The sequence below is a fragment of the Streptacidiphilus sp. EB129 genome (assembly GCF_041262645.1).
Lineage (GTDB): Bacteria > Actinomycetota > Actinomycetes > Streptomycetales > Streptomycetaceae > Streptacidiphilus.
Genome location: NZ_JBGCCS010000007.1, coordinates 241,310 through 265,858, shown reverse-complemented (window position 1 = coordinate 265,858; position 24,549 = coordinate 241,310). Strand labels below are relative to the sequence as shown.

Here is a 24,549-nt window from a genome sequence, read left to right as displayed (position 1 = left end):
TGATCAGGCCTCTACGGAGGCGGGTTGTTGATCGCGCAGTTCCTCGCGCCCCTGAGGGGCGCTGCCTGGTTTAGGTATCGGGGTTTGCTTCCGTTAGACTGCTGGAATTGCCCGGCGAGGGAGTTGCGACGGTCCTGCGACTGCGTGACCTGCTGACTCCGTGATCGACGCAGCACAGTTTCACCCCAGATCTTGTGCCCTTGACGCTGCCGAGCGACTCAAACCCCCCCCGTTTCCCCGGGTGAGGTTCCGCCGGCGGCGTTTTTCGTTGCCAGGCCGGACGCCTCCCCCGCCCCGCGTACAAGGAGAGCCGTCATGGCCGAGATCCGTCTTGCAGCCGAGCCCCGCAACGAGTTCGGCAAGGGTGCCGCCCGCCGCGCCCGCCGCGCCGGCCTGGTCCCCGCCGTCGTCTACGGCCACGGCCACACCCCGGTGCACCTGAACCTCCCGGCCCACGAGCTGATGCTCGCGCTGAAGACCCCGAACGTGCTGCTCTCGCTGTCGATCGAGGGCAAGGACGAGTTCGTGCTGCCGAAGGCGGTCCAGCGCCACCCGATCAAGCGCGACCTCAAGCACGTCGACCTGCTGCTGGTGAAGCGCGGCGAGAAGGTCACCGTCGAGATCCAGATCAACACCGAGGGCGAGCTGGCCCCCGGCGGCAACCTGCTGGAGCACATCCTCAACACCCTGCCGCTCGAGGCCGAGGCCACCCACCTGCCGGAGTCGGTCACCGTCGACATCACCGGCCTGGAGGCCGGCGCCTCCATCCTGGCCAAGGACATCACCCTCCCCAAGGGCGCCACGCTGTCCGTCGAGCCGGACACCATCGTGCTCCAGGTCGTCTCCGCCCAGGTCGAGGCCCCCGCCGAGGAGTCCGAGGGCACCGAGGCCGCGGCCACCGAGGCCTGAGTCACCCGAGCCTGACCGCTCTGAATCTCTTGTCCGCTGCCCCGGCCCGCTTCAGGCCGGGGCAGCGGCGCACCCGAAGCAGCGCAGCCCGAAGGAGCACACGGTGAGCGACGAGTACACCGGACCGTGGCTGGTGGTCGGCCTCGGCAATCCCGGCCCCGAATACGCGGGGAACCGCCACAACATCGGCTCCATGGTGGCCGACCTGCTGGCCACGCGGGTGGGCGGGAAGTTCAAGGCGCACAAGAGCCGCAACCAGGTGGTCGAGGGCCGGATCTCCGGGCAGCGGGTGGTGCTGGCCAAGCCGCAGTCCTTCATGAACCTCTCCGGCGGTCCGGTGACGGCGCTGCGGGACTTCTACAAGGCGCCGCTGGGCCGGATCGTGGTGGTGCACGACGAACTGGACATCGACTACGCCACGTTGCGGCTGAAGCAGGGTGGCGGCGACAACGGCCACAACGGGCTGAAGTCGCTGACCAAGGCGATGGGTCCGGACTACTTCCGGGTGCGGGCCGGGGTGGGCCGCCCGCCGGGGCGGATGGAGGTCGCCGACTTCGTGCTGAAGGACTTCTCCTCCGGCGAGCGCAAGGAGCTCGACTGGTTCGTCGACCGGGCCGCCGACGCGGTGGAGGCGCTGATCGTCGAGGGACTGGAGCGGGCGCAGTCCACGTACAACGGGTAGTCGGATTGTTATGTTTGCCGGCTCCCGGCGTTGTGCCACCTCAGCGCATGTCCCTCCGTGACGTGCTGGGGGGAATCATGGCTATTGTCGTGATTGCAGTGAATTGACAAGCCCTGGCTGTGAATTGACGATGTGTGGTGCTCGTGGGGGTGGTGTGTTCGTGTCACTCGCCCACCCTGCTGGACGCTCCTCATGCGGGTGTTGCCGGTGTCCCCCATGGCTCCAACCGCTCTGGATCATCCAGCAGTTAGGGGAAGACGTGTCCATATCCCGCCGTACCGCAGTAGCGGTGCGCTCTCTCGGTGTCGCCTCCGCCGCAGCCGCTCTCGCGCTGGGCGTCGCAGGTAATGCCTTCGCGTGCAACGTCGGTGACTTCACCGCCACGGCCGCCTGCAACAAGACCGACTGGACCGCCACTGTCACGGTCACCGACGTTGACGGCAACGACGCGATCGTGCAGCTGCTCGACAACGGGCAGACGCTCGGCGCCGCGAAGCACGTCTCCGGGATCAACTCGAAGAGTGTCGACTTCACCGGTGTGCCGTGGAAGGACCTGAGCCAGATCAGGGTGCACGTCATTGTCTCGGGTCAGCTGGATGACAAGACTCTCAAGGTGACGTACAACGCCGACGACACCTGCAAGGCCCCCGTGGTCCCCCCGACCACGCCTCCGCCGTCGCCGACCAGGACCCCCACCAAGGCCCCCACGCCGACCGGCAAGCCGACCCCCACCATGACCGTCAAGGCCACGTCCACCCTCTCGCCCTCGGCCTCGCCCACCGGCACCACGCTGGCCGAGACCGGTGGCGGCAGCAGTGCCGGGATGATCGCCGGCATCGGTGGCGCCCTGGTCGTCGTCGGTGGCGGCGCGGTCTTCGCGCTCCGTCGCCGCTCCGCCGGCCGGCACTGAGCGCACGCACCGCTGAACCACCGCCGAACCACGCGCCGTTGAACCGACGCGCCGGGGGCGCGGGACTCCGCTCAGGCGGGATCCCGCGCCCCCGGCGCGTTCCGGTGCTGCGCCGTCAGCCGGTGTTGCGCAGGCCGGCGGCGATGCCGTTGACGGTGAGCAGCAGGGCCCGCGAGCGCAGCGGGTCCTCGGCCAGGCCCTGCGCGGCGTCCTCGCGCTGCCGGCGCAGCAGGGCGACCTGCAGGTACGAGATCGGGTCGAGGTAGGCGTCGCGGATGCCGAAGGTCTGCTTCAGCACCGGGGTGTGCTCCAGCAGTTCGTTCTCGCCGGTGATCCGCAGCACCTCCTTCAGGGTCAGCGTGTGCTCGGCCTCGATCAGGTCGAACACATGCCGGAGGTCGTCCGGCACCAGCTGGTCGACGTAGTGGCGGGCGATCCGCAGGTCGGTCTTGGCCAGCGTCATGGCGACGTTGGACAGGAAGTTCCGGAAGAAGTGCCACTCGTGCTGCATCTCGTCCAGGATGTCGCCGAGCCCGGCCTCCCGCGCCGCGGCGAGACCGGAGCCGACGCCGTACCAGCCGGGGACGATCTGGCGGGACTGGGTCCAGCCGAACACCCACGGGATGGCGCGCAGCCCGTCCAGCCCCGCGCCGCTGTCCGGGCGGCGGCTGGGACGGGAGCCGAGGTGCAGCGAGGCGAGCTGGTCGACCGGGGTGGCCGCGAAGAAGTAGGCGGGCAGGTCCGGGTCCTCGACCAGGCGCCGGTAGGCGGTGTGCGCGCCGTCGGAGACGGTGTCCATGGTGGCGTCCCAGCGGGCCAGCGCCTCGTCGGACTGCCGCGGGGTGGTGTGCAGGGCGCTGGCCTCCAGCGTGGCGGAGACCGTCAGCTCCAGGTTCTCCCTGGCCAGCGCCGGGATCAGGTACTTGTCCGAGATCACCTCGCCCTGCTCGGTGACCTTGATCTCGCCCTCCAGCGTTCCGTACGGCTGGGCCAGGATCGCCTCGTGCGAGGGGCCGCCGCCGCGGCCCACGGTGCCGCCGCGGCCGTGGAACAGCCGCAGCCGGATGCCGTAGCGGTGGGCCACGTCGCGCAGCCGGCGCTGGGCGCGGTGGATCTCCCACTGCGAGGTGGTGATGCCGCCGAACTTGGAGGAGTCGGAGTAGCCGAGCATGACCTCCTGGACGTCGCCGCGCAGCGCGACCAGCCGCCGGTAGGAGGGGTCGCGCAGCATCTCGTCGAGGATGGTGTCGGCGGCGCGCAGCTCGTCGGTGGTCTCCAGCAGCGGCACGATGCCGACGGCGGCGACCCCGGCGTGCAGGTCGATCAGTCCGGCCTCGCGGGCCAGCACCGCCGCCGCGAAGACGTCGTCGGCGCCCTGGCACATGGAGATGATGTAGCTCTCCACGATCTCCGGGCCGAAGCGCTCGAAGCTGTCGCGGATGGTCTCGAAGACGCCGAGGGTCCTGGCGCCGGCCGGGTCCAGCGGGGCCGGGGTGGGCGCCAGCGGGCGGCGCGACTTCAGCTCCTTGGCCAGCAGCCGCTGCCGGTACTCGCGCGGCATGTCGGTGTAGCGCCAGGCCTCCTCGCCGAGCCGGTCGAAGAGCTGCCCCAGCGCGTGGTGGTGCGCGTCGGCGTGCTCGCGGACGTCCATGGTGGCGAGCTGCAGGCCGAAGGCGGCGACGGTGCGGATCGCCCGGGACAGCCGCCCGTCGGCGATCAGCGCGCCCCGGTGCTCGCGCAGCGAGTCCTGGAGCACCTTCAGGTCGGCGAGCAGCGGGGCGGTGCCGAGGTAGTCGCGGCCCTCGTCGTGCGGGGTGCCGGCGGCGAGCCGGTCCCGGGTGTTGATCAGCTTCTGCCGGATGCAGGTGGCCTTGAGCCGGTAGGGCTCCTCGGCGTTCATCCGCTTGTAGCGGGGGCTGATCTCGGGCAGCCGGGCCAGGTCGTCGGCCAGCGAGGCGAGCAGTTCCTCGCTGGCGCCGGACAGCCGCACCGAGGAGGACAGCTGGTTGCGCAGCTCGTCCACGACCTCCAGCGCGTCCCTGATGCCGTACTCGTGCTGCAGCAGCAGCACGTCCAGGGTGACCGCGGGGGTGACGTTGGGGTTGCCGTCGCGGTCGCCGCCGATCCAGGTGCCGAAGCTGAGCGGCCGCACGCCCTCGGGGATCGTCACGCCGACCCGGGCCAGCTCCTCGTTCAGCTCCTCCAGCACGTCGGGGACGGCGCGCTTGTAGAGCTCGTCCAGGTAGTAGACGGCGTTGCGGGCCTCGTCGGTCGGCTCGGGACGGGCGATCCGCAGCTCGTCGGTCTGCCAGAGCAGGTCGATCACCTCGGCCAGCCGGCGGTCCGCCTGGCGGCGGCCGCTGGGGCGGGTGGGGGTGTCGGTCTGCTCCAGCAGCTCGGCGATCCGGCGCAGCTTGGTCAGCACGCTGCGCCGGGCGGCCTCGGTGGGGTGCGCGGTGAAGACCGGGCGCACGGCCAGGTGGGCCAGGGTGTCGGCGAGCTGCTCCGGGTTGTCCCGGGCGAGCACCGCGAGCTTGTCGGCGGTACGGGAGAGCAGCGAGCCCTCCTCGGCGCGGTGCACGCCCAGCTCGCGGCCGCGGTGCACCTGCTCGGTGACGTTGGCGAGGTGGAAGTAGGTGGAGAAGGCCCGGACCAGCTTGGCGGCGGTGTCCAGGTCGGTGTCCTCCAGCAGGGCCGCCGCGGCCGCGCCGTCACTGCGGGTGAGCGCGCGGACCCGCTCGACCAGGTCGAGCAGTTCCTGACCCTCCTGGCGGACCAGGGTCTCGCCGAGGAGGTCGCCCAGACGGCGGATGTCCGCGCGCAGTGCTGTGTTGTCGGCTTCGCGCAGGACGGGGTTGTCGGCTTCGGCGGAGTCGCTCACGCTGGTGCTCCCTGATGGCTGGTGGGTGGGGCATCGGCTCTGCGGACCGCGCTGTCCGACGGCACCAGCATAGGTGTGCGGGTCGTTCACGCAGCGGAGCGGCCGTATGGCGGACACACCCGGCGGCGCGGCGCATAGGCTGGTTCCTATGAGCATGGCGACGCCTGGGGAGGGCACGCGGCTGTGGCCGCGGCGGCGCAGTTTCTGGTTCGACCTGTCGTTGACGGTGCTGTCCGCGCTGGAGTGCGGGTCGGGCGCGTGGCAGTTCGCGTACAAGCAGGGGGTGGGGCTGTTCGGTTCGGCGCTGCTGGGAGTGTTCGGGCTGCTGGCGGGCTCGCTGCTGCTGGTCCGGCGGCGCTGGCCGCTGGTTCCGGTGGCGGCGGCGCTGGCGACGATCCCGCTGCAGGCCGGCTATCTGCTGCTGACGGTGGGGCTCTACACGCTGGGCGCGTACCGGCCCGAGGGGGTGGCCCGGCGGTTCGCCGAGCGCCGGGCGATGTCCGTCCTGTGCGCGGTGACGATCGTGGAGGCCACCGTGGTCTCGGCGCTCACGCTGGGTAGGCAGCAGGCCGACGCGCTGCGCAACGGGGTGCCCGGCTACGTCCTGCTGATCATCTCGGTGCTGGCGGCGGTGGCGCTCACCGTCGCGCCGACCATGCTGGGCCTCTACATCGGGGCCCGGCGGCGGCTGTGGGAGACCCTGAACGACCGCGCCGAGGGCCTGGAGACGGAGCTGGCGCTGCTGGCCGAGCAGGCCAGCGAGCGGGCCCGGCGGGCCCGGGTGGAGGAGCGGACCCGGATCGCCCGGGAGATGCACGACGTGGTCGCGCACCGGGTCAGCCTGCTGGTGGTGCACGCCGGCGCGCTGGAGCGGGTGGTGCACAAGGACCCGGACAAGGCGGCGGCCGGCGCCAAGCTGATGGGCGACATCGGCCGGCAGGCGCTGGACGAACTGCGGCAGATCCTCGGGGTGCTGCGGACCGTGGAGACCGATCCGGTGAGCGGGGACGCCGCGGCGGCGGTGCTGGCGGTGCCCACCTCGGACGGCCCCGGGCTCGCGGACGTCCCCAGGCTGGTGGACGAGTCCCGGGCGGCGGGACTGCGGATCCGGCTGACCGTCGGCGGGGCGCGGCGCTCGTTGAGCGACGAGACCGAGCGGTGCGCCTACCGGGTGGTCCAGGAGGCGCTGACCAATGTGCTCAAGCACGCGCCCGGGTCCGACGCCGAGGTGGTGGTGGCGTACGTACCGGGCGGGGTCGCGCTGGCGGTCTCCAACAACTGCCCGGACGGCGAGGGGTCCGGCCGGGCCCGGACCCTGCCGAGCGGGGGCAACGGCCTGGTCGGCATGCGCGAGCGGGTCACCGCGCTGGGCGGCCGGTTCACCGCCGAGCCCACCGGCGAGGGCGGCTTCCGGGTCGAGGCCCGGCTCTAGGCCCGGCACCGGCCACCGGCCCGGCCATCGGCCCGGTCACCGGCGCGGCTGCGGGCCGGTGACCGGGCCGGGTTCCAGCAGTTGGTGCCCACCGGGCCTGTACCGTGCCGAGTGTGCAGATCACCCTGGACCACGACTCCGCCGTCCCGCCGTTCGAGCAGGTGCGGGCACAGATCGCCGAACTGGCGCGCAGCGGCGCCGCGCCGGTCGGAACCAGGCTGCCGACCGTGCGCGGGCTCGCCGAGCAGCTGGGTCTGGCGGCGAACACGGTGGCCAAGGCCTACCGCGAGCTGGAGGCGGCCGGGGTGGTGGAGACCCGCGGCCGCCACGGCACGGTGATCGCCGCCTCCGGCGACGCCTCCCGCGGCGCCGCGGCGGACGCGGCCGCGGACTACGCGCGGCGGGTGCACGCCCTGGGCGTCCCGGCGGCGGAGGCCCGCGCCATCGCCGACGCGGCGATCCAGGCCGTCTACAGCGCCGCGCGGTAGTCGCCGGCGGGCGGTAGTCGGCGGGCAGCGGCCGGCTACAGCGCGTCGGCGTAGAAGCGCAGGCGCTCCGGGGCGGTGCCGATGATCAGCGCGGTCAGGGCCAGGTCCACGGTCTGGCCGAGGAACCACTCGCCGGTGTGGTCCAGGCTGTAGACCCGGCCCAGGGCGTCCAGCACCAGCAGCGCCTGCCCGTCCCGCTCCAGCCCGAGCGGGGCCAGCGGCAGCTCCAGGCAGCGGCCCAGGTCACCGAGGGTGCGCGGTTGGTACAGGCCGGCCAGCGGGTCGATCAGGAACGCGGTGCGGGCCAGCTCGCGGCCCGACCCCTCCAGATCCACCCGGAGCCCGCCGAACTCGGCCCAGGCCTCCACCGCCGCCGGGAAGACCGCGTGCCGGTGGCCCTCCGGGGAGACGTACCCGGCCAGGGCGTCGGCCCACTGCTCGGCCCGGGGCAGCAGTCGCCGTCCGGGGAACCAGCCGGCCTTGGTCAGCGCGGAGGCGGCGTCCGCCGGGAATCTGACGTCCATTCAGGCGTCTCCTATCCGGCCGAGGCGGGGGACAGGGCGACGACCTGCACGCCGAAGTGGGCGAGCAGCGGCGCGCAGGAGCGGCACGGCGGCTGGTGGGTGCCGTGCGCGGGGTCCCCGGCCTCGCGGATCCGAACCGTCGTCATCCGCGCGCCGCGCAGCGCCTTGCGGGCGTCGGTCTCGGTGAACGGCTTGCGCGCGGCCCGCTTGGAGCGCCCGTTCGCGACGCCGTCGAGAAACTGCGACAGCAGCGCGGGCTCGGGACAACGGCCGGTGAACCGCTCGCGCTGGTCCAGCGTCAGCCCGTCGAGGAAGTCGACGACCAGCGGGTGCAGCTGCGGCGTGTGGTCGAACTTCTCGCCGGCGTGGGTGTGGGTGTCGCCGCGCACCGACAGCGCCGCGGCGACGATCGGCATCAGGCTGTCCCGACGGTGCCGCAGCAGCGGCGCTGAGGTGGCCGGACGGCGCTCCTCGGTTTCCATGCTCCAGTGGTCCTTCCCTGTCGTCGCGCACGGCTCCGCCAAGGACACTTGCCGCGCGGCAGCCCCCGTTGGTGAGTCAGTCGATCACCGCTGCTGCACCGCCCAGCCTGCCAAATGCCCACAGGAGGGCGGAAGTCGGGGTGGCCGCTGCGGGCCGGTCCGGGGCTTGCCGGGTCTTGTCGGGGCTCTGGAGATCCGCCGGCGGCACGCACCCCCTAGGCTGGGCACGGCCAGTCAGTACCAGCAGGGGGCAAACTCGATGACGACAGGTCGGCCCAACGCCGCCTATGCCGGGCAGGTCGTTCACTTCCCTGATCCACTCCGCGCGCGGAAGTACCCCCAGGGGGTCCGCGTCGACGGCCGGGGACATCCCGACTTCGCCCCCTATGTCCGCGCGGCCGTCGAGGTCGCCGACCCGCCGGACGGCTTCGGCGTGGACGAGCTGCGCCTGACCGACTACGTCTCGGCGAACGCGGCGCAGTACGCCCAGGGCCACGAGCTGTGGGCCGACGCGGAGAGCGCCGTGGTCACCCCCACCGGCTGGACCTGGCACCACTCGGTGGCCCCGGCCCGGCCCGGCAGCCGCCGGATGGAGCTGGTCCCGGTCGAGGTGAAGGCGCTGCTGCGGCACCACGCCGGCCTGGCCGTGTCCAGCGCGGACCACGGCAAGCGCGGCACCCGGCCGTTGCAGGAGCGCCGCCCGGTGCACTTCCCGCTGGGTGAGGGCGGCGACGCCCCGGAGGTCCCGGAGTTCGCCGCCGGTACCACCGAGGAGCGGGTCCAGGCCGCCGAGGAGGGCCTCGGCTACAGCCTGCCCGGCCCGTACCGGACCTTCCTGAAGGCGGCCGGCGGCCGGGCGCCCAAGGGCGTGGCGCTGGACACCGACCTCGGGGTGCTGGTCGACCAGCCGTTCCTGACGCTCCGCGAGGAGCGCGGCCTGGACGACCTGGTGTACGTCAACAAGTGCCTGCGTGACCATCTGACCAAGGACTACCTGGGCGTCGGCTACGTCCAGGGCGGGCTGGTCGCGATGAAGGTGAAGGGCGTGGGGATCGGCTCGGTCTGGTTCCTGCCCTACGACGACGCGCGGGACGACGGCGCCCCGGGCCTGACGGCCGGACAGCGCTGCGAGCGGCTGCTGCTGCCGTGCGGTGACGACTTCGACGCCTTCCTGCTGCGCCTCGCGGGCAACCCACCCGAGCTGCAGACGGTGGCCGAGCTGATGGTGGACGGCGGCTTTGCCCGCACGGTCCCGGTGGAGGGGTGAGCGGGAGCGTGGTGACCTACGCGGAGGCGCAGCAGCGCGCCGAGGAGTGGATCAACGAGGGTGTGCCCTCGTACCAGCGCCGCGAGGTGCGGGTGCGCGAGTTCGACCTGGGCTTCGTCGCCTGGGCGGTGGACCGTCCGGACGGTCCGTCCTCCGACGGCGGAGCGGTGCGGATGGTGATCGCCCGGGAGAGCGGGGTGACCACGCTCTGGCCGGCCCTGCCGATCAACGAGGTGGTCCGCCGCTACGAGGAGACCTACGGCCGCCCGGCCGGCGCCACCCCGCCCGGGGTCCCGGCCGCGCCGGGTGAGCGGGACATGGCGGAGGCGACCTCCTTCCTGCTGAGCCCGCCGCAGTGGCTCCAGGAGGCGGGGGCGGCCGCCCTCGCCGCCGAGGCCGCGTCCCTGGCGCCCGCGACGCCCGCCGCACCGTCCGCCGACGACGGTGCCGAGCCGGCGCTGATGGTGGCCCCGCCGGTGCTGGACGGACCCCCGGCCGAGCTCCCCACCATGCTCGCCCCGCCCTCCAGCGCCGCCGCCGGCCCGGCCCCGGTGGCTCCGGCGCCGCAGCCCATGAGCCGGCAGAGCCCGCCGCCCGCCCCGCCGCAGGCCGCGCCCCAGCCGCCCCAGCAGTACGCCCCGCCGCAGCCGGCCCAGCAGTACAGCCAGCCGCAGCCGGCTCAGCAGTACGCCCAGCCGCAGGCCGCCCCGCAGTACGCCCCGCCGCAGCCGCCGCCCGCGCCGCCGCAGGCCGCTCCGGTGCCGCCGCAGCAGGCCCCGTCGCTGGACTACGCGCCGACGATGCTGTCCCGGCCGGGCAGCCTGCCGCCCGCCCCACCCGCGCCGGCGCCGGCGCCGCAGCAGCAAGCCCCGCAGTACGCCCCGCCGCCCGTGCCGCCCGCGCCGCAGTCCGGCGGCCCGGGGATGCCGCCTCCGCCGCCGCCCGGGCTGCTCCGTGAGCCGTCCGTGCCCTCGGGGCCGCCCGCGCCGACCGGCAGCCCCGCCGCGGGTCCCGGCATGCCGCCGCCGCCCCCGCCGGGCTTCGTCGGCACCGGCGGGCCCGGCATGGCACCGCCCCCGCCCCCGCCGCCGCCCGGGACGGCCGCGCCGCAGGCCGGCGGGGCCGGGGACAGCTACGTCCCGACCCAGCTCGCCCCCGCGCTCAAGCGCAGCCCGGCCCCCGCGCCCGGCCCCGTCCCCGCGCCCGGCCCCGTCCCCGCGCCCGGCCCCGTCCCCGCGCCGGGTCCCATGCCCGCGCCCGGTCCCGTCCCCGGGCCGCCGCAGCCGGCGCCCGTCGGGGTGCCGACGGTCGGCCCCGGCTACATGGCGGTGCTGCGCTACCGCGGCATGGACGGGTCGGAGCAGCAGATCATCCAGCGCTCCACCCTGGGCCTGCCGCACCCCGAGTGGCAGGTGCTGCAGGAGGTGCGGCGGCTGAACGTGCCGCCGGAGCAGGTCCTGGAGCTGCACACCGAGCTGGAGAGCTGCGACCTCCCCGGTGGCTACTGCCAGCGGATGGTCAAGGAGGCCTGGCCGAACGTCCGGGTCAGCAGCATCGCGCCGTACGGGCGGGACCACGGCGCCCGGCAGCGCGGCGTCCAGCACCTGTTCGAGCACCACGGCGAGCTGCACACCCACGCCGCGGGCCCGGCCCCGCAGCGGCCGGTCCGGGTGCCGCTGCCCGCGCCGGGCAGCGTTCCGCCCGCGCCGCCGGTCCCGCCGCAGGCGCTCGCGGACGAGCTGGCGCAGGCCTTCGGTCCGCAGAACATCTTCCGCTACGACCCGCCCGCGGTGTCCCGGCAGGGCATCCCCGAGGCCGTGTCCGGGTCGCTGACCTGGGCCGGGCTGCCGATCGAGTTCGGGCCGTTCTTCTGGGCCCAGGCCCAGGCGGGCCGTCCGATGCCGACCCTGGCCGAGCTGGCCGCCGAGCGCGGCATCGCGGCGCAGCCGGACGCCGGCACCTACCTGGTGCTGGGCAACGACTACGGCCGCCAGCTCTGCGTGCAGTACGGGACGGCGGCGATCGTCGCGGTCGACCTCGGCACCGCCACCCAGCCCGCCGGTTCCGAGGCCGCCGCACCGCGCTTCGTCAACAGCGGCCTGCCGGAGTTCATCCGCTGCATGGCCCTGCTGGGCCGGATGTGGAAGTTCCGGTACGGGCTGACGCCGGAGCAGGCGGGGCACTGGACCACCGACTTCCAGGCGCAGCTGGCCGCCCTCGACCCGGCCGCGCTGCAGTCGCCGGAGACCTGGTGGGCGGTGCTGCTGGAGCAGATGTGGGACGGGCTGCTGTGAGCTGAGTCGCAGGAGGAGGGACGGCGCCGGGGGTGTCGGAGCCTCCAGGCCGGGGATGAATCTGTGCAAAATGGATCGCAAATTGATCATTTGCACCGATGAACCGATCGGTGTGGATCTGGCCGGACCGGACGAGAGGATCAGCCGATGAGCGACGCCGTCTCTCCGCACGGCTTCAGCGTCACCCGGCGCGGCTATGACCCGGCCCAGGTCGAGCGGCTGCTGGCCCGGCTCACCCGGGACCGGGACGAGGCCTGGCAGCGGCTGTCCGGCCTGGGCGACCGGATGCGGGCGCTGGAGCAGCGGCTGATCGACGCCGCCGAGGCGGCCTCCGCGGCCAGGGCCGCCGAGGAGGCCGCACCGCCGACCTTCGCCGAGCTCGGTGAGCGGGCCGCGCGGATCGTGGACCTGGCCACCGCGGAGGCGGAGCAGCTGCGCGTGGACGCCGGGCAGTGGATCGACGCCCTGGACGCCCGTACCAGGGCCGAGGCCCAGCAGCTGCGGGCGGACGCGGAGCACGCCGCCGTACAGCTGTGCGACGCCGCCGACGAGGCGCACCGCCGGGAGCTGGAACGGGCCAGGGCACAGTCCGAGGCGGAACGTGGGGCCGCCGACCGCGACGCCCGCTCCCTGCGCGAGCAGGCCGACGCCTACGCGGGGGACGTCCGGGCCCGGGCCGAACAGGCCGAACGGGCCGCGTCGGCCTGGCTGACCGAGCAGCTGCGCGCCGCCGACCAGGAGCAGGCCGAGGCCGAGGCGCGGTGGACCGCGTGGGAGGCGGAGGTCGGTGCCGGGGCCCAGCGCAAGCAGGTCGAGGCCGAGCGGCACCGCCGGGCGATGCAGGCCAAGGCCGACGAGATGGACGCGGAGGCGGCCACCCGGGCGGAGCGGATCGTCGAGGACGCCAGGCGCGAGGCCGAGCGGATCGCCGAGGCGGCGGCCCGCGACCAGGCCGCGCACGCCGAACGCCGCGACGCGCTCCAGGCCCACCTGGACCACATCCGCACCACCCTCACCACCCTCACCGGCGCCCCCGCCCCCGCCCCGACCCCCACCTCCGCCGGGACTCCCGCACCCGACGGCAGCGAGGCCGCCACCGACGAGATCCCCGCTCCGGGCAACGACGCCTGACGGCTCCCGCGCCTAACGGCTCCCGCGCCCGGCGCGCCCGGCGCCCCCTTCGCCGCGCGGCGAACTCTCGCAGCGGCTGTCGGTACCGGGGCGTACGCTGGGTACCCCCGGTGCGCACAGCGTTCCGGGTGCTTCGCGTTGCCCCGGCCCAGTGAGAGAAGTCCATGAGCCTGACCGGCCTGCTTGACGTCGTCGCCGCCGACCCCGCCCTCATCGAGGCGGCCCGGTCCGCCCTCGCGGGCGACCGCGGCCACCTGGACCTGGTCGGTCCCCCCGCCGCCCGCCCGTTCGTGGTGGCGGTGCTGGCCCGCGCCCTGGCGGAGCAGGCCAGGGGGCAGCGCGGCCGGCCGCTGCTCGCGGTCACCGCCACCGGCCGGGAGGCCGAGGACCTGGCCGCCGCGCTGGGCTCGCTGCTGCCGCCGGACGCCGTCGCCGAGTTCCCGGCCTGGGAGACGCTGCCGCACGAGCGGCTCTCGCCGCGCTCGGACACCGTGGGCCGCCGGCTCGCGGTGCTGCGCCGGATCGTCCACCCCAGCGCCGACGACCCGGCGGCGGGTCCGCTGCAGGTCATCGTCGCGCCGATCCGCAGCGTGCTGCAGCCGCAGGTCAAGGGCCTGGCCGAGCTGGAACCGGTGAGCCTGCGGGCGCGCCAGGAGGTCGACCTGGACGACCTCACCCGCCGGCTCGCCGCCGCCGCCTACCAGCGCGTCGAACTGGTGGAGAAGCGCGGCGAGTTCGCCGTGCGCGGCGGCATCCTGGACGTCTTCCCGCCGACCGAGGAGCATCCGCTCCGGGTGGAGTTCTGGGGCGACGAGGTCGAGGAGATCCGGTACTTCAAGGTCGCCGACCAGCGCTCGCTGGAGGTCGCCCAGCACGGCCTGTGGGCCCCGCCCTGCCGCGAGCTGCTGCTCACGGACGCCGTGACGGCGCGTGCCGCCGAGCTGGCCGTGGCCCACCCCGAACTCGCCGACATCCTGGACCGGATCGCCCAGGGCATCGCCGTCGAGGGCATGGAGTCGCTGGCCCCGGTGCTGGTCGACGACATGGAGCTGCTGGTCGACGTGCTGCCGCAGGGCAGCATCGCGGTGGTCTGCGACCCGGAGCGGGTCCGTACCCGGGCCGCCGACCTGGTCGCCACCAGCGAGGAGTTCCTGCACGCCTCCTGGGTCGCGGCGGCTTCCGGCGGCGACCGCCCGCTGGACGTCGGTGCGGCCTCGCTGTGGTCGATCGCCGACATCCGCGCGCACGCCGAGGAGATCGGTCTGCCCTGGTGGTCGGTCAGCCCCTTCGCCGCCGACGACGAAGTGCTGACCGGACCAGACGTGCTGCACCTGGACCTGCACCCGGCCGAGGCCTACCGGGGCGACACCGCCCGCGCCATCGCGGACGCCAAGGGCCGGCTCGCCGAGGGCTGGCGGGTGGTCCTGGTGACGGAAGGCCAGGGCCCGGCCGCCCGGATCGCCGAGATGCTGGCCGGCGAGGGCATCGGGGCCCGGCTCACCCCCGACCTGACCGCTACCCCGGCCCCCGACGTGGTCCATGTCGCCTGCGGCTCCATCGAGTTCGGGCTGTTCTCCGAAGGCCTGCGGCTGCACCTGGTCACCGAGACCGACCTGGCCGGCCAGAAGTCCTCCACCAAGGACATGCGCCGGATGCCCTCGCGCCGCCGCAACGGCATCGACCCGCTGGCGCTGCAGGCCGGCGACTACGTGGTGCACGAGGCGCACGGCGTCGGCCGCTATGTGGAGATGGTGCAGCGCACCGTGCAGGGCGCCACCCGCGAGTACCTGGTGCTGGAGTACGCCCCGGCCAAGCGGGGCCAGCCCGGCGACCGGCTGTTCGTCCCCACCGACCAGCTGGAGCAGGTCACCAAGTACGTCGGCGGCGAAGCCCCCTCGCTGCACCGGCTCGGCGGCGCCGACTGGACCAAGACCAAGTCGCGGGCGAAGAAGGCGGTCAAGGAGATCGCCGGGGACCTGATCCGGCTCTACTCGGCCCGGATGGCCGCCCCCGGCCACGCCTTCGGCCCGGACACCCCCTGGCAGCGCGAGCTGGAGGACGCCTTCCCGTACGCGGAGACCCCGGACCAGCTCAGCACCATCGCCGAGGTCAAGGCCGACATGGAGAAGACCGTCCCGATGGACCGACTGGTCTGCGGCGACGTCGGTTACGGCAAGACCGAGATCGCGGTCAGGGCGGCGTTCAAGGCGGTCCAGGACGGCAAGCAGTGCGCCGTGCTGGTCCCCACCACGCTGCTGGTGCAGCAGCACTTCTCCACCTTCTCCGAGCGCTACTCCAACTTCCCGGTCGTGGTGAAGGCGCTGTCCCGGTTCCAGTCCGACACCGAGGCCAAGGCGGTGCTGGAGGGCCTGCACGACGGCAGCGTGGACATCGTCATCGGTACCCACCGGCTGTTCTCGGCCGAGACCCGGTTCAAGGACCTGGGCCTGGTCATCGTGGACGAGGAGCAGCGCTTCGGCGTCGAGCACAAGGAGCAGCTGAAGAAGCTCCGGGCCAACGTCGACGTGCTGACCATGTCCGCGACCCCGATCCCGCGCACCCTGGAGATGGCGGTCACCGGCATCCGGGAGATGTCCACCATCACCACCCCGCCGGAGGAGCGGCACCCGGTGCTGACCTTCGTCGGCGCCTACGACGAGAAGCAGATCTCCGCCGCGATCCGCCGCGAGCTGCTGCGCGAGGGCCAGGTCTTCTACATCCACAACCGGGTGGAGTCGATCGACAAGGCCGCCGCCAAGCTCAAGGAGCTGGTCCCGGAGGCCCGGATCGCGACCGCGCACGGGCAGATGGGGGAGACCGCGCTGGAGAAGGTCGTGGTCGACTTCTGGGAGAAGGAGTTCGACGTCCTGGTCTCCACCACCATCGTGGAGTCCGGCATCGACATCTCCAACGCCAACACCCTGATCGTGGAGCGTGGGGACACCTTCGGGCTGTCCCAGCTGCACCAGCTGCGCGGACGCGTCGGCCGTGGCCGCGAGCGCGGCTACGCCTACATGCTCTACCCGCCGGAGAAGCCGCTCACCGAGACCGCGCACGAGCGGCTGGCCACCATCGCCCAGCACACCGAGATGGGCGCGGGCATGTACGTGGCGATGAAGGACCTGGAGATCCGCGGCGCCGGCAACCTGCTCGGCGGCGAGCAGTCCGGGCACATCGCCGGGGTCGGCTTCGACCTCTACATCCGGATGGTCGGCGAGGCCGTCGCCGAGTACCGGGAGAACGTGGACGGCACCGCGGGCGAGGAGGCCGAGGAGCCGTTGGACGTCAAGATCGAGCTGCCGGTCGACGCCCACCTGCCGCACGAGTACGCCCCCGGCGAGCGGCTGCGGCTGCAGGCGTACCGGTCCATCGCCTCGGTCAACTCCGAGGACGACATCGTCGCGGTGCGCGCCGAGCTCACCGACCGCTACGGCAAGCTGCCGGAGCCGGTGGAGAACCTGCTGCTGGTCGCGGGCCTGCGGCTGTTCGCCCGGCGCTGCGGGATCTCCGACATCACGCTGCAGGGCCAGAACATCCGCTTCGGCCCGGTGGAGCTGCGGGAGTCGCAGGAGCTGCGGCTTCAGCGGATCTACCCGCGCAGCCAGGTCAAGGCCTCCACCCGGCTGCTGCTGGTGCCCAGGCCGGCCGGCCGCACCATCGGCGGCAAGCCGGTCGTCGGCCGGGAACTGCTCAGCTGGTGTACCGAGTTCCTCACCACGATGTTCGACGAACTCCGGCAGTCCTGAGGCCGGTCCGGCCGGACCGGCCCAGGCTGGTCCGGCCGGTCGGTCCCCGGGGCGCATAGACTCACAGCATGCTCCTAGGACTGACGATGGCCCTCGCCGCCGCCCTCTGCTTCGGCGTGGCGATGGTACTGCAGGCCCTCGGCGCGCAGCGGCACGCGGTCACCCCGGGCGAGGGCCTGCTGGGTACGGCCAGGGCCATGCTCAACCTGCCGTTCGCCTGCGGCCTGCTGCTGGACTGCTTCGGTTTCGTCGCGCAGCTGATCGCGCTGCGCTCGCTGCCGCTGTACGTGGTGCAGGCGGCGCTGGCCGGCGCCCTCGCGGTGACCGCGGTGCTGGGCGCGGCGATGCTGAAGCTCCGGCTGGGGCGCGGTGAGTGGCTGGGCGTCGCCGGGGTGTGCGTGGGTCTGGCGGTGCTCGGCGCGACCGCCGGGGCGGAGGGGCACAAGCAGCCCTCGCAGGCCTTCCACTGGATGCTGGTGGGCGCCGTCGTGGTGATCGCCGGGCTCGGCGGGCTGGCCTGGAAGATGGCCGAGCCGCGTCGCGCCGCGGTGATGGGCAGCCTCTGCGGCCTGGGCTTCGGTGTGGTCGGTCTGGCCGTCCGGGTGCTGCCGCCGGTGCACGGCCTGGACGTCGTCCCGCTGCTGTCCGAGCCGGCCACCTATGCGCTGCTGGCCGGCGGCGGAGTCTCCTTCGCCTTCATGACCGAGGGCGTCCGCGGCGGCAAGGTCACCACCGCCACCGCGAGCATGGTGCTGGGCGAGACCGCGCTGCCGGCCGTGCTCGGCGTGATCCTGCTGGGCGACGGCACCCGCCCCGGCATGCTGCCGCTGGCTGTGGCGGGCTTCGCGGTCGCGGTCGCGGGCGCCCTGGCCCTGGCCCGGTTCGGCGAGGTCGCCCCGCCTCCGGAGCCCGCCGCCCCAACCCCGGCGGCACCGGAGAGCCCGGCGGCACAGGAGACTCCGGCGGCCGTCGAGGGCACCCGGGTCAGCTGACGTTCCACTGGCCGGTCTGGTCGGCCATGCCGCTGTCCAGGCCGAACTGGATCTGCGTGATGGTGGCGTTGGCCGGCACCTGGAAGGTGATGAACCCGAGGCCGCTCGCGCCCGGGGCGATGTTCACGGCAGCCGGGAAGCTCTGCCCGGCCGCGGTGTCGCTGACATCCGCGTCGTAGGACTGCCCCTGGCTGTCGACCACCTTGGCGCCGTTCGACGGCGAGTCGCTGTACGCGGCGCTGCCGGTGTCCTTGATCCGGAACTGGACGGCGTAGAAGCGCTTGCCGCTGTCCGGGGTGGTGTAGTCGTCGGCGCCCTTGGGGTTGTCGACGATCTTCACGACGGTGACGTCGTCCTTGCCGCCGTTCATCCCGCTGAGCCCGATCGTGTCGCCGACCTTCGCCGCCGTCGCCTTTGCCTTGGCCGGAGCGCTCGCTCCGCCGGTGGTGGCCTTGGGCGCGGTGGAGACGCCCGTGGTGGTGGGCCCGCAGGCGGCGCTGGTGGCAACGATCAGCGCGCCTGTGAACACGGCGAGAACCTGGCGGCGGTGCGAGCGAGTACGGACTGACATGGCAGAACCCCCTGCTGTGCGGGTGCTCCCGGCGTTCTCCGGGCTGGCGAGACCAACTAGACCATGAGCTGTGTACGTCGTCAACCACAACTATGAATCTCGATACGTTCACGCCGTGAACGCCTTGGTCGAACATCATTCGCTATGCTCACGTTCATGCCTGACCACGAGCCCCAGCAGCAGGTGAGCGCCGTCGAGATCGCCCGGCTGGCGGGGGTCGGCCGGGCCGCGGTCAGCAACTGGCGCCGCCGCCACGCCGACTTCCCCAAGCCCGTCGGCGGCACCGAGAACAGCCCTGCCTTCGCCCTCCCCGAGGTCGAGGCGTGGCTCCGGGCCCAGGGCAAGATCGCCGAGGTGCCGCTGCGCGAGCGCGTCCGGCAGCGGCTGGAGCGGCTGCGCGACCCCGCCGCGTCACCGGCCGCTCCGCTGGTCCCCGCTCTGGCGCTGCTGCTCCTGCTCCGCCGCGACCCCGCGCGCTGGCAGTCCCTGGCGGCCCGCGACGACCTCGACCTCGCCGTGGCCCTGCCCGGGGGGGTCGCCGAGCTGTGCAGCGAGGTCCTCGGTCCGGACGGGGCCCGGCTGCTCCGCCTCCCCGGCCTGTACGGCAGCACCCAGCTGGAGCTGACCCGGCTGCTCGCCGCCCTCGCCGCCGAGCAGGGCATCGACGCCACCGCGGCCGCCCTGGTCGGCACCGCCCTGCCGGCGTCGCTCACGGCGCTGCTGGTCGAGCTGACCGGCGAGCACCCCACCCTGCTCGACCCCGCCTGCTGCGGCGGCGACCTGCTGCTGGCGGCAGCCGAGCACGGCGCCGTCACCCTCTACGGGCAGGAGGCCGACCCCGCCCTCGCCGCCGTCGCGCTGCTCCGGCTGGCGCTCTCGCGGCCGACCGCCGTCCCGCACATCGCCGCCGGCGACGCGCTCCGCGCCGATGCCCACTCCGACGCCGCCCCGCACGCGGTCCTCAGCCGGCCCCCCTACAACGAGCGCAACTGGGGCGCGGACGAGCTCGGCTACGACCCGCGCTGGGAGTACGGGCTGCCGCCGCGCGCCGAGTCCGAACTCGCCTGGGTACAGCACGCCCTGGCCCGGGTCCGCCCCGGCGGACCGGTCACCCTGCTGCTGCCCGGAGCCGTGGCCGCGCGCCGCTCGGGCCGCCGCATCCGAGCCGAGCTGCTGCGCCGCGGCGCGCTGCGCGGGGTCGTCGCGCTGCCCGCGGGTATCGCCCCGCCCTACGCGGCGGCGCTGCACATCTGGCTGCTGCGCCGGCCCCTTCCCGGTGAGCCGCTGCCGGCCCGGGTGCTGCTGGTCGACGCGGCAGCCGTCGACGCCGCAGGCACCGGTGCCGCAGCCGCCAACGCCGCAGGCACCGGTGCCGCGGTCGCCCGCATCGCCCGGGAGGCCTGGGCCGCGTTCGGGGCGTCCGGCTCCGGGCCGGTGGACGAGCCCGGCCGGTACCGGGCCGTCCCGGTCATCGACCTGCTGGACGACGAGACCGACCTCACCCCGGCCCGGCATCTGCCGCAGCGCCCGGTCGACGCCCTGGGCGAACTCGAGGCCGCGCACCGCCGACTGGACGCGCTCCTCGCCGAGCTGGCGCCGCCCGCCCGGCCGCTGCCCGGCTACCGCGCCGCAGCCGGCGACGTCGCCCACCGCGCCGCTTCCAGCGTCGCCGAACTGCTGCGCTCGGGCGCCCTGGAACTGCTCCCCGAGGGCGCGGAGCCGCGCCCGGGCGACATCGTGCTGCCGGCCCCCGGCACCGGCGGATCCGCCACCGTCCACGAGGGTGCGGCAGACGATATCCGCCTCCCGGCACAGCTGCTGAGGCCCGATCAGTCCGTGCTGGACCCCTGGTTCCTGGCCGGGTTCCTCGGCTCCGCCGCACGCGCCGAACGTGCCGGCACCCTGACCTCCACGACCTCCCGCCGGGATGTCCGCCGGATCCGCGTCCCACGCCTGTCGCTCGCCGAACAGCGGCGCTACGCCCAGCCGTTCCGGCAGCTCGCCGCCTTCGAGCAGCGGCTGCGCCGGATCGCGGAGCTGGGCGAGCAGCTGACCCAGGGGATCACCGCCGGACTGGTCCAGGGCAGCCTCACACCCGAGGACTGACCGAACCCCGGGCTGACTGTCGCTCAGCGGCGGTACGGTGAGCGTTGCATCGCCCACCCGTACCGTCCGGAGCGTTCCTATGGCAGGTCAATCCCCTCGTCCGGCGATCCGCTGGCACGTCGGGACGGTGCTGCTCGCCCTGGTCCCGATAGCCAGCTGCGGGCTGCTCGGCTTCGTCCCGGCGGCGTGGCTCGCGGGCTACCGGCGGACGGCGGGGTCGTGGCTGGGGCTGGCCGGATTCTCCGCGCTGACCTGTGCCGAGGTCGTCGTCGCCGAGCTGTACCCGACCCCCAGGACGCCGCCCACGGCGGTGTTCCTGCCGCTGGTCCTCGGCGCCTCGCTCGGCGCGCTCGCGCACTACCTGACCAGCATGATCCGCTGGCAGCACGAGACCCGGCGGGCCCCCGCGGCCGTACTACCGCCGGGAGCGATGCCCGTAGCGATGCCGGTACCGTCGCCGCCGCCGTACTACGGGCTGCCTGCCGTGCCCCCGGCCGCGCCCGCCACCGACGACGTCGGCGAGGAGCTGCGCCGCCTCAGCCAGCGCCTCCGCGGCCCGCAGTGACCGACGCGCAGCATCTCCTCGGCGAGCGGACCATCGGCGGGCGCTACCGGCTGGACTCGCTCATCGGCAAGGGCGGCATGGGTCAGGTATGGGCCGGCACGGACCTGCGCCTCGGCCGCCAGGTCGCGGTGAAGCTGCTCCGCGACGACCTGGTCTCCTCCACCACCGGTGGCGCCGTCACCAGCTCCCTCGACCTGGCCGACCAGGGCGCCCGGTTCGAGCGCGAGTACCGGATCACCGCCCGGCTCGACCACCCCGGTCTGGTGACCGTCTTCGACGCGGGGACCGACGGTCGGCACCACTACATGGTCATGCAGCGCGTCGAGGGGCTGACCCTGGCCGACCTGATCGCCGAGAACGGAGCCCTGCCCCCGCTGTGGGCGGTGTCCGTGGTCGCGCAGCTCTGCGCGGCGCTCGCGGTGGTGCACTCGGTCCCGGTGGTTCACCGCGACCTCAAGCCGGGCAATGTGATGCTCCGCCCGGACGGCCGGGTCGTCCTGCTCGACCTCGGCATCGCCTCCGCCTTCGAGCCCGAACTCAGCACCCTCACCCGAACCGGCCACCCGGTCGGGACCCCCGCCTACATGGCCCCCGAGCAGGCCATGACCGGACGGGCCGACGCCCGCAGCGACCTCTACGCGCTCGGCTGCACCCTGTACGCGATGCTCACCGGTGACGCCCCGTTCCACGGCCCGACCCCGCTCGCGGTGATGACCCAGCATGTGTCGCAGCCGCCCCGCCCGGTGCGCCAGCTGCGCCCCGAGGTGCCCGCCCTGCTGGATCAGCTGGTCGCGGCGCTGCTGGCCAAGGACCCCGCCGCCCGCCCCGGCTCCGCCGAGCAGGTGTACCGGCAACTGCTGCCGCTGCTCCCCGCCTCCAGCGCGGACGGTGAGGCCGCGCTGCGCGCCACCGCGCTGCCGGACCCGTCCCGTCCCTTCCGCCACCCCTCGGCCCCGCCGCCCCGTCCCTTCGCCGCCGTGCCGGGACCCGACCCGGCCGAGGCCGCCGAGCGTGCCTCCGGTCTCTACGAGGCGCGCCGCTACGGGGAGGCGGCCGCCCTCCTCGCCGCCGCGCTGCCCCGGGCCGCCGCCGAGCACGGCGCGACCGCGTCGCCGGTGCGCGACCTGCGCCGGATGCACGCCCGGGTGCTGATGGACGACCGGCAGTACCTGCGCGCCCGGGACGAGTTCCAGCTGCTGGCCCGCGCCTACGCGGCGGAGCGCGGTCCGGACGACGTCGAGGCGCTGGACTGCGCCACCCGGGCCGCCGACTGCCTGGCCCGGGCCGGGGAGCCGGCCGCGGCGCTGGCCGGTTGCCGCGAGGTCCTGGCCGGCTACGAGCGGCGACGGTCCCAGGGGCTGCCGGTCGACCAGGACCGGGTGTTCCGGGTGCGGCAGCGTGTCGGCGAGCTGCTGGTCGCGGTCCACGACCCGGCGGCGTCCCAGGCCCTGCTGCTGCCGCTGTGGCACGATCTCGAACGGCTGTACGGCCCGCACCATCCCAGGGTGGCCGAGGTGCGCGGTCTGCTCGCGGCGGCGAGCGGCACCGCCCCGGCCGGCTTCGGTCCGCCTCCGCCGACCTGGTGACATCCGACATGGTGACGCCCGACCCGGTGACATCCGACCCAGTGACGCCCGACCTGGTGACACTGGCGCGGTCTGCTGCCTATCCTCGTTTCTCGGATCAGCCGCAGACGTAACGTCAGTCCCGCACGTGCCAGTAAGCGCCATCGCCGGGAGGCCCAGTGAACCGCCGTCGCACCGCCGCCGCCGTCCTCGCCGTCTGCGCGGTGGGCGCACTGTCGGCCTGCTCCGGGACGGCGCACCCCGGTGCCGCCGCCGTCGTCGGCGACCAGCGGATCACCGAGTCCGCCCTGCAGGCGCACGTCTCCGCCTACCGTGCGGCGGCCGTCGCCGACGGGCAGGCCGCCCAGGAGCCGGCCGGGGTTCCGGCGCAGACCCTGTCGCTGCTGGTGGCGAGCCAGATCGTGGACCAGACCCTGTCGGCGCACGGCCTCGCCGTGACCGAGGGCGAGGTCCAGCAGGCCGAAGCCGCGGACGTGCGCCAGCTCGGCGGCGCCCAGGCGCTGCAGCAGGACTTCGTCAGCAAGCTCAGCCTGGCCCCGTCCGACGTGGACCTCTACTACCGGTTCAAGCTGGGCGAGGTGAAGCTGCTGCAGCAGGCCGGGGTGGACCTCAACGGCGACCAGACGGCGGTCCAGGCCTCGCTGCAGAAGCTCCTGGAGCAGGCGTCCAGCAGCGTCGGCGTCACGGTCAACCCGCGCTACGGCAGCTGGAACGCCGCCACCCTGGCCATGGTCGCGGCCGACCAGCCCTGGCTGAAGCCCACCGCACCGGCCCAGAGCTGATCCCGGCCGGAGCTGATCCCGGCCAGAACTCATCAGGGGCGGAGCTGATCAAGTCCGGCGCTGATCGCGCGCGGTCGTGGCGTCGCGGTAGTTTCGTACCGTGGCAGACCATGACCTCACCCCTGAGCCCGGCGGACGGCTCGTCCTGCTCTCCAGCACCCACCGGATCGCCCCGGGGCTGCTGTCCTGGCCCGCCTGGGAGGCGCTGCGCGGCGCGGACCGGGTGCTGGCCGGGGATCCGGCACACCCACTGCTGCCCTGGGTACGGCAGGCGGGCGTGGACGTCGAGCTGCTGGACGTGGCCCCCTACGCGCTCGGGCTGACCCTGGCGGAAGCGGCGTCCGGCACCACCGTGGTCTGGATCATCGGCGAGGACGGCGACCCGGGGCTGACCGACTCGCTGGCCCGGATCGCCGTCGAGGGCGGGATCGAGGGCGCCGTCGACCCGATGCCGGTGATCGAACTGCTGCCCGGCTCCTACGACCTCCCCGGTGCCCGGCTGCTGGACCTGGTCGCGGTGATGGACCGGCTGCGCTCGCCCGGCGGCTGCCCCTGGGACGCCGGGCAGACCTCCGAGTCGCTGGTGAAGTACCTGGTCGAGGAGTCGTTCGAGCTGGTCGAGGCGATCGAGGAGGGTGACCGCGAGATGCTCCTGGAGGAGCTCGGCGACGTCCTGCTGCAGGTGGTGTTCCACGCCAGGATCGCCGAGGAGGACCCCGACGAGCCCTTCACCATCGACGACGTGGCCGGTGGCATCGTGGAGAAGCTGACCTACCGTCACCCTCACGTCTTTGGAGACGTGCACGCGCCCACCGCGGACCATGTCGAGGCCAACTGGGAGCAGCTGAAGGCCGCCGAGAAGGCGCGGGGCTCGGTGGTGGACGGCGTGCCGCTGGCCCAGCCGGCCCTCGCGCTGGCCGCCAAGCTGCACTCGCGCGCCGCCAGGGCCGGCCTCGACGTGGCGCTGCCCGGCGCCCCGGACGGCAGCGCCCCGGACAACAGCGCCCCGGACGGCAGCACTGCCGACAGCCTGGGCGACGAGTTGCTGGCGCTGGCGGTCCGGGCGCAGCAGCAGGGCGTGGACCCGGAGGCAGCGCTGAGGGCCGCGGCCCGCCGCTACCGTGACGCGATCCGGGCCGCGGAGGGCGCGCGCTGACGGCGCGCCACCGTTCGGCAATCCGCGATGGAACCCGGCCGGTAC

General features: G+C 74.1%; 19 protein-coding genes. 15 read left to right on the top strand and 4 right to left on the bottom strand.

Going from position 1 to position 24,549, the window contains the following annotated elements:
- The first annotated feature begins 315 nt into the window (after nucleotides 1–315).
- From ABH925_RS11980 to ABH925_RS11970, 3 genes are all read left to right on the top strand, one after another.
- A complete protein-coding gene (locus tag ABH925_RS11980; protein WP_370147383.1) occupies nucleotides 316–909 on the top strand; it encodes a 50S ribosomal protein L25/general stress protein Ctc in 594 nt (197 codons plus the stop codon).
- Nucleotides 910–1,012: 103 nt separating this feature from the next.
- Nucleotides 1,013–1,591 carry an aminoacyl-tRNA hydrolase gene (pth, locus tag ABH925_RS11975; RefSeq protein ID WP_370147382.1) on the top strand — a complete coding sequence of 193 codons (579 nt, stop codon included), beginning with the start codon at nucleotides 1,013–1,015 and terminating at the stop codon, nucleotides 1,589–1,591.
- Between the two features lie 289 nt (nucleotides 1,592–1,880).
- Complete coding sequence (locus ABH925_RS11970; RefSeq protein WP_370147381.1) at nucleotides 1,881–2,501, top strand: LAETG motif-containing sortase-dependent surface protein; 621 nt, start codon at nucleotides 1,881–1,883, stop codon at nucleotides 2,499–2,501.
- A gap of 115 nt (nucleotides 2,502–2,616) precedes the next feature.
- On the opposite strand, the gene ppc is transcribed toward ABH925_RS11970, so the two are convergent.
- Nucleotides 2,617–5,382, bottom strand: a complete 2,766-nt coding sequence (gene ppc, locus ABH925_RS11965; RefSeq protein ID WP_370147380.1) for a phosphoenolpyruvate carboxylase — start codon at nucleotides 5,380–5,382, stop codon at nucleotides 2,617–2,619.
- A gap of 148 nt (nucleotides 5,383–5,530) precedes the next feature.
- On the opposite strand from ppc, the gene ABH925_RS11960 reads away from it, so the two are divergent.
- A complete protein-coding gene (locus tag ABH925_RS11960) occupies nucleotides 5,531–6,814 on the top strand; it encodes a sensor histidine kinase (RefSeq protein WP_370147379.1) in 1,284 nt (427 codons plus the stop codon).
- Nucleotides 6,815–6,927: 113 nt separating this feature from the next.
- On the top strand, nucleotides 6,928–7,302 hold the full coding sequence (locus tag ABH925_RS11955) for a GntR family transcriptional regulator (RefSeq protein ID WP_370147377.1): 375 nt from the start codon (nucleotides 6,928–6,930) through the stop codon (nucleotides 7,300–7,302).
- Nucleotides 7,303–7,337: 35 nt separating this feature from the next.
- On the opposite strand, the gene ABH925_RS11950 is transcribed toward ABH925_RS11955, so the two are convergent.
- Both ABH925_RS11950 and ABH925_RS11945 read right to left on the bottom strand, forming a co-directional pair.
- Complete coding sequence (locus ABH925_RS11950) at nucleotides 7,338–7,826, bottom strand: SUKH-3 domain-containing protein (protein ID WP_370147376.1); 489 nt, start codon at nucleotides 7,824–7,826, stop codon at nucleotides 7,338–7,340.
- A gap of 11 nt (nucleotides 7,827–7,837) precedes the next feature.
- Nucleotides 7,838–8,308 (bottom strand): YwqJ-related putative deaminase, encoded by a 471-nt coding sequence (locus ABH925_RS11945; RefSeq protein WP_370147375.1) that lies wholly within the window; start codon nucleotides 8,306–8,308, stop codon nucleotides 7,838–7,840.
- Nucleotides 8,309–8,567: 259 nt separating this feature from the next.
- Here ABH925_RS11945 and ABH925_RS11940 point away from each other — a divergent pair, with 259 nt between their 5' ends.
- From ABH925_RS11940 to ABH925_RS11920, 5 genes are all read left to right on the top strand, one after another.
- Nucleotides 8,568–9,575, top strand: a complete 1,008-nt coding sequence (locus ABH925_RS11940) for an HNH endonuclease (protein ID WP_370147374.1) — start codon at nucleotides 8,568–8,570, stop codon at nucleotides 9,573–9,575.
- Entirely contained in the window at nucleotides 9,572–11,869 is a 2,298-nt protein-coding gene (locus ABH925_RS11935) for an SUKH-4 family immunity protein (protein ID WP_370147373.1), read from the top strand. Before ABH925_RS11940 ends, ABH925_RS11935 begins: the two co-directional genes overlap by 4 nt.
- Nucleotides 11,870–12,016: 147 nt before the next feature.
- On the top strand, nucleotides 12,017–13,000 hold the full coding sequence (locus ABH925_RS11930) for a hypothetical protein (RefSeq protein ID WP_370147372.1): 984 nt from the start codon (nucleotides 12,017–12,019) through the stop codon (nucleotides 12,998–13,000).
- A gap of 164 nt (nucleotides 13,001–13,164) precedes the next feature.
- Entirely contained in the window at nucleotides 13,165–16,746 is a 3,582-nt protein-coding gene (gene mfd, locus ABH925_RS11925) for a transcription-repair coupling factor (protein ID WP_370147371.1), read from the top strand.
- Between the two features lie 68 nt (nucleotides 16,747–16,814).
- A complete protein-coding gene (locus ABH925_RS11920) occupies nucleotides 16,815–17,738 on the top strand; it encodes a hypothetical protein (RefSeq protein WP_370147370.1) in 924 nt (307 codons plus the stop codon).
- Here the strand turns inward: ABH925_RS11920 and ABH925_RS11915 are convergent.
- Nucleotides 17,731–18,309: a DUF4352 domain-containing protein gene (locus tag ABH925_RS11915; protein ID WP_370147369.1), complete on the bottom strand. Its 579-nt coding sequence runs from the start codon at nucleotides 18,307–18,309 to the stop codon at nucleotides 17,731–17,733. The two genes, ABH925_RS11920 and ABH925_RS11915, sit on opposite strands and share 8 nt — an antisense overlap.
- 156 nt (nucleotides 18,310–18,465) lie before the next feature.
- Between ABH925_RS11915 and ABH925_RS11910 the strand changes: the two genes are divergently transcribed.
- From ABH925_RS11910 to ABH925_RS11890, 5 genes are all read left to right on the top strand, one after another.
- A complete protein-coding gene (locus ABH925_RS11910; protein WP_370147368.1) occupies nucleotides 18,466–20,415 on the top strand; it encodes an N-6 DNA methylase in 1,950 nt (649 codons plus the stop codon).
- Between the two features lie 79 nt (nucleotides 20,416–20,494).
- Nucleotides 20,495–20,980, top strand: coding sequence for a hypothetical protein (locus ABH925_RS11905; protein ID WP_370147367.1), 486 nt, complete (start codon nucleotides 20,495–20,497; stop codon nucleotides 20,978–20,980).
- Nucleotides 20,977–22,566: a protein kinase gene (locus ABH925_RS11900; protein ID WP_370147366.1), complete on the top strand. Its 1,590-nt coding sequence runs from the start codon at nucleotides 20,977–20,979 to the stop codon at nucleotides 22,564–22,566. Before ABH925_RS11905 ends, ABH925_RS11900 begins: the two co-directional genes overlap by 4 nt.
- A 158-nt stretch (nucleotides 22,567–22,724) precedes the next feature.
- Entirely contained in the window at nucleotides 22,725–23,348 is a 624-nt protein-coding gene (locus ABH925_RS11895; RefSeq protein WP_370147365.1) for a SurA N-terminal domain-containing protein, read from the top strand.
- Between the two features lie 100 nt (nucleotides 23,349–23,448).
- The gene (locus ABH925_RS11890) at nucleotides 23,449–24,504 is read left to right on the top strand and encodes a MazG family protein (RefSeq protein ID WP_370147364.1); all 1,056 of its coding nucleotides are present in this window, start codon (nucleotides 23,449–23,451) and stop codon (nucleotides 24,502–24,504) included.
- The last annotated feature ends 45 nt before the right edge of the window (nucleotides 24,505–24,549 follow it).

Coding starts and splice junctions, on each gene's coding strand:
- ABH925_RS11980 (WP_370147383.1), top strand. CDS start 316: ATGGCCGAGATCCGTCTTGCAGCCGAGCCCCGCAACGAGTTCGGCAAG.
- ABH925_RS11960 (WP_370147379.1), top strand. CDS start 5,531: ATGAGCATGGCGACGCCTGGGGAGGGCACGCGGCTGTGGCCGCGGCGG.
- ABH925_RS11950 (WP_370147376.1), bottom strand. CDS start 7,826: ATGGACGTCAGATTCCCGGCGGACGCCGCCTCCGCGCTGACCAAGGCC.
- ABH925_RS11945 (WP_370147375.1), bottom strand. CDS start 8,308: ATGGAAACCGAGGAGCGCCGTCCGGCCACCTCAGCGCCGCTGCTGCGG.
- ABH925_RS11940 (WP_370147374.1), top strand. CDS start 8,568: ATGACGACAGGTCGGCCCAACGCCGCCTATGCCGGGCAGGTCGTTCAC.
- ABH925_RS11930 (WP_370147372.1), top strand. CDS start 12,017: ATGAGCGACGCCGTCTCTCCGCACGGCTTCAGCGTCACCCGGCGCGGC.
- mfd (WP_370147371.1), top strand. CDS start 13,165: ATGAGCCTGACCGGCCTGCTTGACGTCGTCGCCGCCGACCCCGCCCTC.
- ABH925_RS11920 (WP_370147370.1), top strand. CDS start 16,815: ATGCTCCTAGGACTGACGATGGCCCTCGCCGCCGCCCTCTGCTTCGGC.
- ABH925_RS11915 (WP_370147369.1), bottom strand. CDS start 18,309: ATGTCAGTCCGTACTCGCTCGCACCGCCGCCAGGTTCTCGCCGTGTTC.
- ABH925_RS11910 (WP_370147368.1), top strand. CDS start 18,466: ATGCCTGACCACGAGCCCCAGCAGCAGGTGAGCGCCGTCGAGATCGCC.
- ABH925_RS11905 (WP_370147367.1), top strand. CDS start 20,495: ATGGCAGGTCAATCCCCTCGTCCGGCGATCCGCTGGCACGTCGGGACG.